General features: G+C 70.7%; 11 protein-coding genes, 2 tRNA genes and 1 pseudogene. 10 read left to right on the top strand and 4 right to left on the bottom strand.

Annotated features, from left to right (window positions below):
• Positions 1-11: 11 nt before the first annotated feature.
• Positions 12-1,244 (bottom strand): GNAT family N-acetyltransferase, encoded by a 1,233-nt coding sequence (locus AB0G17_RS24400; protein ID WP_361386554.1) that lies wholly within the window; start codon positions 1,242-1,244, stop codon positions 12-14.
• A 107-nt stretch (positions 1,245-1,351) separates the two neighbouring features.
• On the opposite strand from AB0G17_RS24400, the gene AB0G17_RS24395 reads away from it, so the two are divergent.
• Positions 1,352-2,497: a PP2C family protein-serine/threonine phosphatase gene (locus tag AB0G17_RS24395; protein ID WP_361386551.1), complete on the top strand. Its 1,146-nt coding sequence runs from the start codon at positions 1,352-1,354 to the stop codon at positions 2,495-2,497.
• Between the two features lie 14 nt (positions 2,498-2,511).
• Here the strand turns inward: AB0G17_RS24395 and AB0G17_RS24390 are convergent.
• Positions 2,512-2,604, bottom strand: a pseudogene (locus AB0G17_RS24390) (DUF397 domain-containing protein); the annotation flags it as partial.
• A gap of 291 nt (positions 2,605-2,895) precedes the next feature.
• Between AB0G17_RS24390 and AB0G17_RS24385 the strand changes: the two are divergent.
• The 4 genes from AB0G17_RS24385 (at position 2,896) to AB0G17_RS24370 (ending at position 7,493) form a co-directional block, all read left to right on the top strand.
• Positions 2,896-3,711: an ABC transporter ATP-binding protein gene (locus tag AB0G17_RS24385; protein WP_361386548.1), complete on the top strand. Its 816-nt coding sequence runs from the start codon at positions 2,896-2,898 to the stop codon at positions 3,709-3,711.
• Between the two features lie 556 nt (positions 3,712-4,267).
• A complete protein-coding gene (locus tag AB0G17_RS24380; RefSeq protein ID WP_361386545.1) occupies positions 4,268-6,706 on the top strand; it encodes an FtsX-like permease family protein in 2,439 nt (812 codons plus the stop codon).
• A gap of 5 nt (positions 6,707-6,711) precedes the next feature.
• On the top strand, positions 6,712-7,170 hold the full coding sequence (locus AB0G17_RS24375; protein ID WP_361386542.1) for an HD domain-containing protein: 459 nt from the start codon (positions 6,712-6,714) through the stop codon (positions 7,168-7,170).
• A 128-nt stretch (positions 7,171-7,298) separates the two neighbouring features.
• Complete coding sequence (locus tag AB0G17_RS24370) at positions 7,299-7,493, top strand: hypothetical protein (protein WP_188278091.1); 195 nt, start codon at positions 7,299-7,301, stop codon at positions 7,491-7,493.
• Between the two features lie 115 nt (positions 7,494-7,608).
• Here AB0G17_RS24370 and AB0G17_RS24365 read toward each other — a convergent pair.
• A tRNA-Gly gene (locus AB0G17_RS24365) sits at positions 7,609-7,682 on the bottom strand.
• 152 nt (positions 7,683-7,834) lie between these two features.
• Here AB0G17_RS24365 and AB0G17_RS24360 point away from each other — a divergent pair.
• The 5 genes from AB0G17_RS24360 (at position 7,835) to clpX (ending at position 12,716) form a co-directional block, all read left to right on the top strand.
• Positions 7,835-7,911 (top strand) — tRNA-Pro (locus AB0G17_RS24360).
• A gap of 187 nt (positions 7,912-8,098) precedes the next feature.
• Positions 8,099-9,490 (top strand): trigger factor, encoded by a 1,392-nt coding sequence (tig, locus tag AB0G17_RS24355; RefSeq protein ID WP_361386539.1) that lies wholly within the window; start codon positions 8,099-8,101, stop codon positions 9,488-9,490.
• Positions 9,491-9,854: 364 nt separating this feature from the next.
• Positions 9,855-10,472 carry an ATP-dependent Clp protease proteolytic subunit gene (locus AB0G17_RS24350; protein ID WP_361386536.1) on the top strand — a complete coding sequence of 206 codons (618 nt, stop codon included), beginning with the start codon at positions 9,855-9,857 and terminating at the stop codon, positions 10,470-10,472.
• A gap of 117 nt (positions 10,473-10,589) precedes the next feature.
• Positions 10,590-11,267, top strand: coding sequence for an ATP-dependent Clp protease proteolytic subunit (locus AB0G17_RS24345; protein WP_306822805.1), 678 nt, complete (start codon positions 10,590-10,592; stop codon positions 11,265-11,267).
• A gap of 156 nt (positions 11,268-11,423) precedes the next feature.
• Positions 11,424-12,716 carry an ATP-dependent Clp protease ATP-binding subunit ClpX gene (clpX, locus tag AB0G17_RS24340; protein WP_067158960.1) on the top strand — a complete coding sequence of 431 codons (1,293 nt, stop codon included), beginning with the start codon at positions 11,424-11,426 and terminating at the stop codon, positions 12,714-12,716.
• Between the two features lie 612 nt (positions 12,717-13,328).
• On the opposite strand, the gene AB0G17_RS24335 is transcribed toward clpX, so the two are convergent.
• Positions 13,329-14,225: a hypothetical protein gene (locus AB0G17_RS24335; protein WP_361386531.1), complete on the bottom strand. Its 897-nt coding sequence runs from the start codon at positions 14,223-14,225 to the stop codon at positions 13,329-13,331.
• Positions 14,226-14,424 lie beyond the last annotated feature (199 nt).

Genomic DNA, 14,424 nt, shown 5'->3' with positions numbered 1-14,424 from the left:
GCTCATCCCCCCTAAAAACCGTGCGGCAGCCACGGCGCCACCCGCGTCGCGAACGCCACCCCCGCCTCCGCCACCGCCCCCTCGCGAAGCTCCCGTACCCGCCCCGCCCCCGCCAGGGCCGCCAGCGACACCCCGCCCAGGAACGCCGCCCCCAGGTCCCGAACCGACAGCGCCACATCCGCCGCGTCCGCCGTGCGCGAGCACACCGCCCCCTTCCCGTCCCCGCTCAACCGCCACCGCCCCGCGTTCCACCCGCAGAACGCGTCCGAGACGTCGAAGACCACGTCGACCGGGGCGGAGTAGGTACGGGACGCGAGCCCCGCCCCCACCTCCACCAGCCGCACGTACAGCCCGTCCCGCACCCGCACCCCACACCGCCGCACATCGGACACCAGGTGCAGCAGCGGATCGTCCACCGGGCGGTTGCCCGCCTTGACCGTCGACGTCAGGTCGATGTCGCAGAGGAACCGCCACAGCGCCCCGTACACCTCGGGCGAGTCCGCGTTGATGTCCCGCAGCGTCACCACGCCCTTCGGGCCCGCCGCGTCCCACTCCGGCTTGGTGTGGAAACGCACGTACCCGACGACCTCGTCGCCCCGAGAGGCCAGGACGCACTGCGCGGGCGACCCCCCGTCCCGGAAGCCCGGCGGGTCGAGCAGCGGATGCCGCTCCCAGCCCGGCGTGCGCAGGAACATCCCCGCGCGCGTGCCGACCGCACGCCCGTACACCGCCTCGCAGGCCGAGGCGGTCTCCGCGACGGACGCGTACCGCAGGGTCACGTCGGCCCCGCCCGCCGAAGGCACCTCCACCCGCACCCGCGAGGAGTCGATCTCCAGGCTCATCTGCTGGGTGGCGAGGCCGAACCCGTACCGCCCGTAGATCCCCGGCTCGGACGCGGTGAGGACGGCGAGCGGGACGCCCTCCTCGCGCAGGACGTCCAGCTGGCTGCGCATCATCGACGTGAGGATCCCGCGCCGGCGGTGCGTCGCCGCGACGCTCACCGCGCTGACCGCCCCGGTCGGCACGAACCCGCCGCCCGGCACCGACACCGGCAGCGCGAAGGTCTGCGTCGTCCCGACGACGGCCGCCCCCTCGTACGCCGCCAGGCAGCGCGCCGGATCGATCACCGTGCGCCAGAACTCCTCCAGCTCCGGACCCTCCGGCACGCCCCCGAACGCCCGCTCCACCACCCCGTACCACTGATCGAAGTCGGCGGGGTCCAGGGCACGTACATCCACAGTCATACGCCATGACTACCAGCGGGTATGAGATCCGGTCGACCGGATTTCGAACGTACGGCCAGAGGGGTCCCCCTGCGCACGGCGGCGTCGGCTGGATAGGGTCACCGGCAATGGCACGTCGCGTGGGAGCGGATTCTTACAGTGCCCGGTGGCGCAAGTCGGCGCACCGGGCACGTATCGCGCTGCGCAAGTCCGGGGTCGACTACTTCCGGGGCGACGGCTCGGACTGGATCGCGCTCGCGGGCCTGCTCCTGACCGTCCCCGCGATCGCCTGCGCGACCCTCGTCTCACCGGTCTGGTGCGCGCCGAGCGCGCTGGTCCTGCCGATCGTCGCGGGCGGCGTCCTGCTCCGCCCCGCGAGCCTGCTCGGCCTGTACGCGGCCGCCGCCCTCGCCCTGATCGTGGAATCCGTACGCCTCGGTCCGTACACGGAGGGCCCCGCCAGGGTGACCCCCGGCACGGTCCTCGTGGTAGCCGCCTGTGGTCTCTTCGGCCTGCTGATCGCCCAGTTCCGGGCGCGCGTCGGCGTGCCCTGGCGGCGCGGCGGCACGATGCTCTTCGACCTGCGCGAACGCATCCGCGTCCAGTCCGCCCTGCCCCGCCTGCCCCGCGGCTGGCACCGCGAGATGGCCCTGCGCCCGGCGGGCGGGCAGTCCTTCTCCGGCGACTTCGTCGTGGCGGCCCGCACCAACGGGCACCGCACGCTCGAAGTCGTCCTCACCGACGTCTCCGGCAAGGGCATGGACGCGGGTTCGCGCGCGCTGCTCCTGTCCGGCGCGTTCGGCGGCCTGCTCGGCTCGCTCCCGCCGCACGGCTTCCTCCCGGCGGCCAACGGCTATCTGCTCCGCCAGGACTGGGACGAGGGGTTCGCGACCTCGATCCACCTCGTACTCGACCTCGACTCCGGCGACTACGAGCTGCTCTCCGCCGGACACCTCCCCGCCCTCCACCTCCAGGCGGGCTCCGGCCGCTGGCGCGAGGTGTCGGGGGAGGGGCCGCTGCTCGGGGTGTACGACGGGGCCGAGTTCCACCCGGTCAAGGGCTCACTCGGCCCCGGCGACGTCCTGATGCTCTTCACGGACGGCCTCGTCGAGACGGCCGAACGCGACATCGCGGAGGGCATCGACCGCCTCACGGGCGAAGCCGACCGCTACGTCACGACGGGCTTCCACGGCGCGGCCTGGCACCTGATCGAGGCGGTCGCGAAGGACGTCAACGACGACCGTGCGCTGCTCTTGATCAGGCGTGACGCGTGAGGTCGCACGAAGGCCGTGAACGCCCGGGCCGACGGTGAGCGCGGCGCCTCGGGCCGCTTGGAGTCGCGGATGGCGACGGCGTGGGGGAGATCTGCGACCTCTACGCAGTCGCCGTCGCCGGCGAGCGTAACCGACTGAACGCTCCCTGCTCAGTGGGGCGTTGGCGGTCATGCGGCCGATGTCGTAGCTCTCCGTACGGAGCAGGTCGGGCTCGCCGCCGAGCCGGAGGAGGGTGAACGACCCGCGGGCGGCCGCAGAAGCTCAGCACGGGACAACTCCCGTACAGAGGTGGGGATGTCCCCACCCCCGATCCGCCGGGAACCGCCATGGCTCGGGACCGGCCCGAATCCGTACGTTCGAGACATCGGCAACGTACGGACGAGGAGAGGGTCGAGGCAATGGCACTGGGACGCGGCAAGCGGCGGGCGGCACGGGGCGAGGCCGTCGAGGGCGACCCCGGCTGGGCCGTCGAGCTGCGCGGGGTGCGGCGTCAGTACGGGCGCGGCGGCTCGGCCGTACACGCCCTGCGGGGGATCGACCTCAGGCTGCCGCGCGGGAGCTTCACGGCGGTGATGGGGCCGTCGGGGTCGGGGAAGTCGACGTTCTTGCAGTGCGCGGCGGGGCTGGACCGGCCGACGGACGGGTCCGTACGGCTCGGGGGGACCGAGATCACGGGCATGAGCGAGAACAAGCTGACCGAACTGCGGCGCGCCCGGCTGGGGTTCGTTTTCCAGGCGTTCAATCTGCTGCCGTCGCTGACGGTGGAGCAGAACGTACTGCTGCCGATGCGGCTGGCGGGGCGGCGGCCGGACCGGCGCCGGGCGGAGGAGCTGCTGGGGCAGGTGGGGCTGGCGGGGAAGGGGCGACGTCGTCCCGGTGAGCTGTCCGGCGGGCAGCAGCAGCGCGTCGCGATCGCCCGCGCGCTGGTGACGCGCCCGGACGTCGTCTTCGCGGACGAGCCGACGGGGGCGCTGGACACGAGGACGGCGGCGGAGGTGCTCGCGCTGCTGCGGAACGCGGTGGACGGGATGGGGACGACGGTCGTCATGGTCACGCACGATCCGTCTGCCGCCGCCTATGCCGACCAGGTCCTTTTTCTTGCGGACGGATCGCTGGCGGATGCCCTGACGGGCGCGTCGGCGGGGCAGATCGCGGCGCGGATGACGTCGCTGACGGCGCCGCCGACGACGGCGTACGCGGGGATGGCGGCGTGAATCCCCCCACCCCGCCCCTTCCCGAAAGCCCTTGGCCGGGCGGCTTGTTTCGTCGGCTGCGGGCCGGTGGGGGCTGGTCGCGCAGTTCCCCGCGCCCCTAAATGCGCCCCTGCGGGGCGCCCCTGTAGGGGCGCGGGGCTGTGACATGTGCGGCTCCGCCGCGATGGGGGTCCCCCCTGTTCGAGCGAAGCCGAGAACTTGGGGGAGCGAGCAACCCAGCACGACATGCAGACGAACACCGGCCTGATAAGGGGCGCGGGGCTGTGACATGTGCGGCTCCGCCGCGTGGGCGCGAGCAACCCAGCACGACCTGCAGACGAACACCGGCCTGATAAGGGGCGCGGGGAACTGCGCGACCAGCCACCTACGGTCCGCAGGCGAAGCAAGGGGGTCCGGGGGCGAAGCCCCCAGCAGCCCGCCCGACCCACCACCGGCCGCCCGCCAGAGGGCTTTCGGGAAGGGGCGGGGTGGGGAATCCCGCCCGCCGCAGGCGCAGCCGCAACCCGTACCCGCAACCCGCAACCCGCAACACCCACCCCACAGGAGTGACCCCACCATGAGCCCCCGCCCCAACGGCCTCGCCCGCGCAGCCCTCCGCTTCAAACCCTCCGCCTTCGCCGGCACCTTCATCGCCCTCTTCATGGCCGCGATGATCGTCTCGGCCTGCGGGATCCTCCTGGAGACGGGCGCGCGCGCATCCGTCCCGGCCGAGCGGTACGCCGGTGCCCCCGTGATCGTCGCCGCCGACCAGCAGGCCCACTACACCACCGGCAGCGGCGAGGACCGGGACACCGAGTCCGTCCCGCTGCCGGACAAGGCGCGGCTCGACGCCGCCCTGACGGCCCGCGCGGCGACGGCCCCGGGCGCGGCCGCCGCGATCCCCGACGTCTCCTTTCCTGTGCGTACGGGACACACGCCCGCCACCGCCCACGGCTGGGGCTCGACCGCCTTCACGGGCACGAAGCTCACCGCCGGGACCCCGCCCCGTACGGGTGACGTGGTGACGGCGGACGGCGACGCGGCCGTCGGCGACCGGATCGCCGTCGACACCCCGTCCGGCAAGCGGCAGTTCACGGTGTCCGGCACCACGCGTGAGCCCGCCACCATGTGGTTCACCGACACCCAGGCCATGGCCCTGTCGGGGCACCCGGGCAAGGCCGACGCCATCGCCGTACTCGCGAAGCCCGGCACCTCCGCCGCCACCCTCGCCACCCAGGTCGCCGAGCGGCTCGGGAACGCGGCCGAGGTGCACACCGGCGACGGGCGCGGCGCGGTCGAGACGCGCGGCCTCGCCTTCGCCAAGGAGCTGCTGACCGGGCTCGGCGGCTCCTTCGGCGGCATGGCCACGGCGGTCGCCGTCTTCACGGCCGCCGGAACGGTCACGCTCTCCGTCGGACAGCGCCGCCGCGAGTACGCCCTGCTGCGCGCGATCGGCGCGACCCCGCGCCAGATCCGGCGCACCATCGCCAGCGAGACCCTGCTGGTCGCCCCGCTCGCGGGCGCGCTGGGTTGCCTTCCGGGCGTGGCGCTCGCGACCTGGTGGTTCGGCCGGCTCCGCGACAAGGGCGCGGTGCCCGAGGCCGTGGACCTGGCGGTGTCGTGGATCCCGATGGTGGCGGCGGGCGGCGCGGCCGTACTGACCTCGCTCGTCGCCGGGTACATGGCGGCCCGCCGCCCGTCCCGCACCAAGCCGGGCGAGGCGCTGCGGGACGCGTCGGTCGAGCGGCTGCGGGCCGGCTGGATCCGTACACCCCTGGGCCTGGCGGCCCTCGGCGGCGGCATCGCCCTCGCGGGCGTGGCCGCGTCCGAGAAGGGCGAAGACGCGGCGAACGCGGCCCTCGGCGTCGTCATGCTCTTCATGCTCGCGGTCGCCCTGCTCGGCCCGCTGATCGCCCGCGCGTGTGCGGGACTGTTCGGTCTGCCGCTGCGCGCGGCGGGCGCCCCGGCGGCGCTGGCGGCGGCCAACGCCCGTACGAACGCCCGCCGTCTCGCCTCCGCGATCACCCCGATCGTGCTGGCCATGGCGTTCGCCTCCACCCTCGTCTTCCTGCACACCAGCGAGGACCGCGTCACCGAGAAGCAGCAGCGCGCCGGTCTCGTCGCGGACCGGGTGGTCACCGGCCCGTCGGGCCTGGCCCCGGACGCGGTGGCCCGGGCGAAGGTGACGCCGGGGGTCGAGACGGCGGTGGGCATCACCCGTACGAACGTCCTGGTCCATATGGGCGGCGGCCTTCAGTCGGTCTCCACGCAGGGCTTCACGGGGACGGGCGCGGACCTGGCGCGCGTACAGGACCTGGGCGTACGCAAGGGCTCGCTGGAGGCGATGCGCCCGGGAACGGTGGCCCTGGACAAGACCCTGGCGAACGACCTGGGCAAGCGCGTCGGCGGCCGCCTCGACGTCGTCCTCCCCGACGGGGCGAAGGCGTCCTTGAGGGTGGTGGCGACGTACGACAGGGGCCTGGGCCTGTCACAGGTGACGCTCCCGCAGGCGGGCCTGGCGTCCCACACCACCACGGTGGGGATGCCGACGGAACTCCTGGTGAAGGGGAGCGCCGGGCCGTCCGCGCTGGCGCCGCTCGGCGACACGGTCACGGACGCGGCCGGCTACGCCACGGCCAAGAGCGTGGACCGCGACCTGAACGCCTGGGCCAACACCACCATGGCGGCCGTCCTCGGCGGCTTCGCGGCCGTCGCGGCGGCGAACACGCTGGTCATGACGGTCCTGGACCGCCGCCGCGAGCTCGGCACGCTGCGCCTGATCGGCACGACGCGCCGGCAGGTCATGGGCATGATCCGCTGGGAGGCACTCCTGGTCACGTCGGCGGGCCTGATCCTGGGCACGGCGATAGCGCTGGCGACCCTGATCCCCATGACGAACGGCCTGACGGGCGAGGACCCGTACATCCCGCCACTCCTGTACGGCTCGTTCGCCCTCGGCATCCTCGGCCTGGGCCTCGCCTCCACGGCGCTCCCGGCCCGGGCGGCCCTACGCTGACCCGCATGCTCACACTCCCCGAGGTAGAGGCCCTGGCCCGCGCCGCCCACGAGGGCCAGACCGACAAGGCGGGCCGCCCGTACGCGGAGCACCTGGCGGCCGTGGCCGAGGGCGTACGCGCGCGTGGCGGCACACAGGAGCAGATCGCGGCGGCGTGGCTGCACGACGCGGTGGAGGACGGGGCGGTCCCGGAGGAGTGGCTGGAGGGCGCCGAACTCACCGACTCCGTCAAGGAGATGGTGAGGGCGCTCTCGAAGCGGCCGGGCGAGGACCTGCCGGCCTACACGGCGCGGATCCTCTCCACGCCAGGGGCGCTGCTGGTCAAGGAGGCGGACCTGGCCCACAACGCGGACCCGGCCCGCCTCGCCGCCCTGGACGAGCCCACCCGTACCCGCCTCACGCGCAAATACGCCACCACCCGCGCCCTCCTGGGCCTTCCGGACCCGCACGGCCCCTTGGCGTGATCCATACCTTGCCGATGCGTCAGGCGGCAGCACCTACAGGGGTGTTGGTGGCACGATGGACCCTGCGGGGTGTGCTCGGCGGCACACTCCGGGCCGGCAAGGCGGACCGACCAAGGGTGTGATCAGTTGTGGCCATTTCACTGTCTGTGGTGCTGCTGTTGGCGATCGTCCTCGTGGTGATGATCCGCGGCGGCTCCATCAAGGCCGGCCCGGCCATAGTCGCCGCGCTCTTCGGTTTCTTCATGGCGTCGACGGGGATGGCGCCGTCCATACAGCGCTTTCTCAATTCGCTGGCGGACACGATCAACCAGATCAAGTTCTGACCCGGCCCGCGTTCACGGAAGGCGACGCGTTCACGTAAAGGCGCCGCGTTCACGGAAGGCGCCGGGCCCGGGAAACACCGCGGGCCCGGTGAGCTGGTCACCGGGCCCGGGGCAGTGGAGCGGGCGACGGGAATCGAACCCGCGTAGCTAGTTTGGAAGACTAGGGCTCTACCATTGAGCTACGCCCGCGTGCGTCGCGTCGCAGGTCGGGAAGGACCGCGGCACGAAGAGCATCGTAGCGGGTCACCCCCCGCGCGCGCACACCGCATCCGGCCGCGCGGCCCGGTGGGGAAAGCGGCCGACGGATTCCCCGCGGGCATGTACCCTACGTGTCGCACCGACGGGGTGTGGCGCAGCTTGGTAGCGCGTCCGCTTTGGGAGCGGAAGGCCGTGGGTTCAAATCCCGCCACCCCGACCAGCAGCATCTCGCGCCCCTCCCCAGGCCCCGCGCACAAGATCACATTGTGGGTGGCATCCCGCTTGCGGTTACTATGCAAGCTGCGTGCCCGTGTGTCTGATGAATCCGATGAACCGGGCCCGATCCGCCCGCGGCCGTCGGCCACCGGGTAGAACCCCCCAGAAGTCAGCCACAAGGAGACCGAACCGTGAAGAGCGCCGTGGAGACCCTGAACCCGACCCGGGTTCGGCTCACTGTCGAGGTGCCCTTCGAGGAGCTCAAGGACAGCCTCGACGCGGCGTACAAGAAGATCAACCAGCAGGTCACGGTCAAGGGCTTCCGCAAGGGCAAGATCCCGGCCCGCGTCATCGACCAGCGGTTCGGCCGTGGTGCTGTGCTGGAGGAGGCCGTCAACGACGCCCTCCCGAAGTTCTACACCGAGGCGGTCAACGAGGCCGAGCTGAACCCGCTGGGCCAGCCCGAGGTCGACATCACGGAGCTGAAGGACGGCGAGACGCTGAACTTCACCGCCGAGGTCGACATCCGCCCGACCATCGAGATCCCGGACTACTCCGGCATCGAGGTCACCGTGGACGCCGTCGAGGTCTCCGACGAGGACGTCGAGAAGGCCGTCTCGGACCTGCGCGAGCGCTTCGCCTCGACCTCCCCGGTCGAGCGCGCCGCCCAGGACGGCGACGTCGTCACCATCGACCTCGAGGCCAAGGTCGACGGCGAGGTCCTGGAGGACGGCGTCGCCGAGGGTGTCTCGTACACCATCGGCTCCGGCGAGCTCCTCGACGGCATCGACGAGGCCGTCAAGGGCCTGGAGGCCGGTGGCGAGGCCACCTTCACCTCGCAGCTCAAGGGCGGCTCCGCCGAGGGCAAGGACGCCGAGGTCAGCGTCAAGGTCACCCAGGTCGCCGCGCGCGAACTGCCGGAGCTGGACGACGACTTCGCGCAGCTCGCCTCCGAGTTCGACACCCTCGACGAGCTCAAGGCCGACAGCCGCAAGCGCCTGGAGAACATGAAGCAGTTCGACCAGGCCACCCAGGCCCAGGAGCGCGTGCTCGACGAGCTGCTGAAGATCACTGAGGTCCCGATCCCCGAGAAGCTCCTCGCGGACGAGATCCAGACCCGCAAGCACAACCTCGAGCACCACCAGCTCGGCCAGATGGGCCTCGACCTCGCCAAGTACCTGGAGATCCAGGGCAAGACGCAGGAAGAGTTCGACGCCGAGACCGAGGAAGCGGCCGTCAAGGGCATCAAGACGCAGTTCATCCTCGACGAGCTCGTCAACAAGGAGAAGCTGAACGTCAACCAGGAGGAGCTCACCGAGCACCTGGTGCGCCGTGCCGCCTCCTCCGGCATGTCCCCCGACCAGTTCGCCCAGGCCGTCGTCGAGGGCGGCCAGGTGCCGATGCTCGTCGGCGAGGTCGCCCGCGGCAAGGCGCTGGCCGTGGTCGTCGAGGCCGCCAAGGTCGTCGACACCAACGGTGAGCCCGTCGACCTGGAGGACGACGAGGACGAGGTCGAGGCCGCCGCCGAGGCCGTCGAGGCCGTCGTCGAGGCCGACGCCGCCGAGGAGAAGACCGAGGCCTGAGCCTTGGTCCTGCCTCGTCCGGCAGACAACGCCTGACCACGTACGAAGTACGTACTGAGTACGGAGTACGCAGAAGTGCGTAGAGAGGGGCCCGTGACGCTGCCGCGTCCGGGCCCTTCCGCGTACCCGGAGCGGGCCCGCGCCCAGGCGCCCCAACGGCCGATTCCATCGCGGCCCGGCCTTCAACCACCTTGCGCTCCGAGCGAACAGTTCGGGAACCGGGATGGCGTTGTCCTACCTGCGCGTTAGGGTCCATGAATACGGGGGCGTGGAGTCAGCCGGTGACGAGTCGGCCGCGAAGGTCCCGCCCTCTGAATGAAGACGCTGAGACGGCCGAAGCCGTCAGAGACGAGCAGGTGGATACGTGACGAATCTGATGCCTTACGCCGCCGGCGAGCCGTCCCTCGGTGGTGGCCTCGGCGACCATGTCTACAACCGGCTGCTCAACGAGCGCATCATCTTCCTCGGCCAGCAGGTCGACGACGACATCGCCAACAAGATCACCGCACAGCTCCTCCTCCTGGCCGCCGAGCCGGAGAAGGACATCTACCTCTACATCAACAGCCCCGGCGGCTCGGTGACGGCCGGCATGGCGATCTACGACACCATGCAGTACATCCCGAACGACGTGGTCACGATCGGTATGGGCATGGCGGCCTCGATGGGCCAGTTCCTGCTCACCGGCGGCACCGCCGGCAAGCGCTTCGCGCTGCCGAACACCGACATCCTGATGCACCAGGGTTCCGCCGGCATCGGCGGCACCGCCTCGGACATCAAGATCCAGGCCGAGTACCTGCTGCGTACGAAGACGCGCATGGCGGAGATCACCGCCCGCCACTCGGGCCAGACGGTCGAGACGATCATCCGCGACGGCGACCGCGACCGCTGGTACACGGCGGAGGAGGCCAAGGAGTACGGCCTCATCGACGACATCATGGCCCACGCGGCCGGTGTTCCGGGCGGCGGCGGCACCGGGGCCTGAGCCCCTCTCCCCGGCTCCGCGGGAGACTCCCCGGCCCCTCCCGGGCCGCGTACCTCCCCGAGCCGGGGAACCCCAGCCCCGGCCCCCGAAAGCCTTGAGCCCACGAACGCCACCAGGATGGTGAACCCCGACATGCAGAACAACCTCTCCGCAAGCGGCCTCTACACCGGCCCGCAGGTGGACAACCGCTACATCGTGCCGCGCTTCGTCGAGCGCACTTCGCAGGGCGTGCGCGAGTACGACCCGTACGCGAAGCTGTTCGAGGAGCGCGTGATCTTCCTCGGCGTGCAGATCGACGACGCGTCTGCCAACGACGTCATGGCGCAGCTGCTGTGCCTGGAGTCGATGGACCCGGACCGCGACATCTCGATCTACATCAACAGCCCCGGCGGCTCGTTCACGGCCCTCACGGCCATCTACGACACGATGCAGTTCGTGAAGCCCGACATCCAGACGGTCTGCATGGGCCAGGCGGCCTCCGCCGCCGCCGTGCTGCTCGCCGCGGGCACCCCCGGCAAGCGCATGGCGCTGCCCAACGCGCGCGTGCTGATCCACCAGCCGTCCTCGCAGACCGGCCGCGAGCAGCTCTCCGACCTGGAGATCGCGGCCAACGAGATCCTGCGCATGCGCAGCCAGCTGGAGGAGATGCTGGCCAAGCACTCCACCACGCCCATCGAGAAGATCCGGGACGACATCGAGCGGGACAAGATCCTCACCGCCGAGGACGCCCTGGCGTACGGTCTGGTCGACCAGATCGTGTCGACCCGCAAGACGACGTCGGCCGCGGCCGCCTGACGCAGCCGGAGCCCCTGGCGCGGTACACACGGCGGTCCCCGTCGAAGTGAACCGCGCCAAGGGGGGCCCGAACGGGGGGCCAGGCAAGGTACCGTCGGATATGAGGCACCAGGAGCCGCTGAACGTGGCGTCTCCCAGGCGAAGGGGAAGCACCTCGTGGCACGCATCGGTGATGGCGGCGACCTGCTCAAGTGCTCGTTCTGCGGGAAGAGCCAGAAGCAGGTGAAGAAGCTCATCGCAGGCCCCGGTGTGTACATCTGCGACGAGTGCATCGATCTCTGCAACGAGATCATCGAGGAGGAGCTCGCCGAGTCCTCCGAGGTGCGGTGGGAGGAACTGCCCAAGCCGCGCGAGATCTACGAGTTCCTGGAGAGCTACGTGGTGGGCCAGGAGCCCGCCAAGAAGGCGCTCTCCGTGGCGGTCTACAACCACTACAAGCGCGTCCAGGCCGGCGAGAACGGCGGCGCCCAGGGCCGCGACGACGCGATCGAGCTCGCCAAGTCCAACATCCTGCTGCTCGGCCCCACGGGCTCCGGCAAGACGCTGCTCGCCCAGACGCTCGCCCGGATGCTCAACGTCCCGTTCGCCATCGCCGACGCGACGGCGCTGACGGAGGCGGGGTACGTGGGCGAGGACGTCGAGAACATCCTCCTGAAGCTCATCCAGGCCGCCGACTACGACGTCAAGAAGGCCGAGACGGGGATCATCTACATCGACGAGATCGACAAGGTGGCCCGCAAGAGCGAGAACCCGTCGATCACGCGCGATGTGTCGGGCGAAGGCGTCCAGCAGGCGCTGTTGAAGATCCTGGAAGGCACGACGGCGTCGGTGCCCCCGCAGGGCGGACGCAAGCACCCCCACCAGGAGTTCATCCAGATCGACACGACGAACGTGCTGTTCATCGTGGGCGGCGCCTTCGCGGGTCTGGAGAAGATCATCGAGTCCCGGGCCGGCGCCAAGGGCATCGGCTTCGGCGCGACGATCCGCTCCAAGCGGGAGATCGAGGCCAGCGACCAGTTCCAGGAGGTCATGCCGGAGGACCTGGTGAAGTTCGGGATGATCCCCGAGTTCATCGGCCGCCTGCCCGTCCTCACCTCGGTCCACAACCTCGACCGCGAGGCGCTCCTCCAGATCCTCGTCGAGCCGCGCAACGCGCTGGTCAAGCAGTACCAGCGCCTCTTCGAACTCGACGGCGTGGAGCTGGACTTCGACCGCCCGGCCCTGGAGGCCATCGCCGACCAGGCGATCCTGCGCGGCACGGGGGCGCGCGGTCTGCGCGCCATCATGGAAGAGGTCCTGATGTCCGTGATGTACGAGGTCCCGTCCCGCAAGGACGTGGCCCGCGTCGTCATCACGTCCGACGTCGTCCACAACAACGTCAACCCGACGCTGGTCCCGCGCGAGCCGCGGATCGTGAAGAACGACGGGCGGCACGAGAAGTCGGCGTAGCCGACAGCCGAACACAGAAGGGCGCCCGGCCAGTTGGAGATCCAACCGGCCGGGCGCCCTTCTGTCGGGCGCCTTCAAATCAACTGAGGGCGCGCCGACCGCTCGACAGCTCAGTCATCTCATGCACGCGAGCATGCGTCAGCTGCTACGCCGGAAGGCACCCGCAGCGCTTCGAGACCCGTGATGCAGAAGGGGTTGGGAAGGTGTACGGGGGAGGAGCCGATCGCGTGGTACCGGCAGGCGGCCTGCGTCTTCGAACCAACCGGGAATCCCGCTCCCTCCACGACCTTCACACACTCGTCCGTCACGGCGGATGCCGGTGTCGCTATGAGCAGGGATGCGGCGGCGGTCGTCGACGCCAAAGCCACCGTCGTCAGGACACGCCGTGTTGCGCGCAGCACAAGAACACTCCTCGTCACAAAGGGGGGAAATCGCCGGTTCGCTCCGGAACGAGCCTCTAGTCGATCATGACGAGTTCATGGCTTTCAACGGCTTGTGGCCGGATTGGCTCGATCCTGCCGTTCACGCCGCGGGCAGCAGGAGGACGACGCCGGAGAACGAAGGGCGCCCGACGAGTCCGTCGGGCGCCCTTCGGCGGTCTTGCGTCGCGAACTACTTCGCGGGAACCCGCACGTCCTTACGGAGCTTCGCCGTCGTCTCCGCGTTCTCGTCGAGCGAGACGCCCTTCGTGCCGGCGAGGATCGATGCCGGGTCGATCAGGGTGACCATGCCCAGGGTGCTGTGGTCGGCCCAGAGGCACACCGGGAACTCCAGGTCCTTGCCGCCGGTGCTCTTGCTGGCCGTGATCTTCGCGGACTGGCACTTCATGATGGCCCCGTCGAGGCCCGCCGGGGACTTCGTCTCCGGGCTGCCGATGAAGGTGCCCTTGTCGTCCTTGTCCTTCTCCGCGTTGCTCTTGAGCTGCGCGAAGACGGCGTCGATCGACTTCTCCGGGTCCGCGATCTGGCCGTAGACGCCGTTGAAGCTCATCTGCTTGGCCGGCATGCCGCTCGACGCCTTGTAACTCGTCTTGACCGTCGTCGGGTTCTTGATCCCGGCCTTCTCGAAGTCCTTCTTGTCCTTCTCGGTGGTCTCGTCGGACGGGTCCTTCTTGTTGATGCTGTACGCGCCCGCGATCACGCTGTTCGGGGTGATCAGCTTGTGCGCGCCGTCATCGGCGACGCTGCTTCCGCCGCCCTTCGTCACGAAGTACACCCCGCCGCCGACGGCCGCGATCGCGACCACGACGGCCGTGACGATCAGGCCCGTCTTCTTCTTCTTGGCCGGGGCGGGCGGCGGCACCGGGGCGCCGTAGGGCGGCTGCTGGCCGTACTGGGGCTGCTGGGCGGGGTAGCCGTAGCCCTGCTGCGGCGGGACGCCCTGCGGGGGCTGCTGCGGGTATCCGTAGCCGGGCTGAGGCTGCCCGTACGGCTGCTGCGGCGGCTGCTGACCGTACGGGCCGGGCTGCTGGGGCTGGCCGCCGTACGGGCCCGGCTGGTTGTAGCTCATTGCTGGGAATCCCCCTAGGAATGCTTATCCGATCCCGACATCCTGGCGGACGCAGCAGGAGCGTGCACTACCCGGGGTGTCCTGATGTCTGGCTGTTGATGACTTGTTCCTGTTCCTTCACGTACTCGTCGTTCCGGGCGCACGTATCCGCTCCGCCGGAGGCGACGAAGAATGAAGCGGCCCGGACCTGCGACGCGCC

Origin of the sequence: Streptomyces sp. NPDC023838, assembly GCF_040639555.1 — a bacterium.
In the GTDB taxonomy this organism is placed as follows: domain Bacteria; phylum Actinomycetota; class Actinomycetes; order Streptomycetales; family Streptomycetaceae; genus Streptomyces.
Note: the sequence above shows the minus strand (reverse complement) of the source record. Positions and strands in the feature narration are given on the sequence as shown.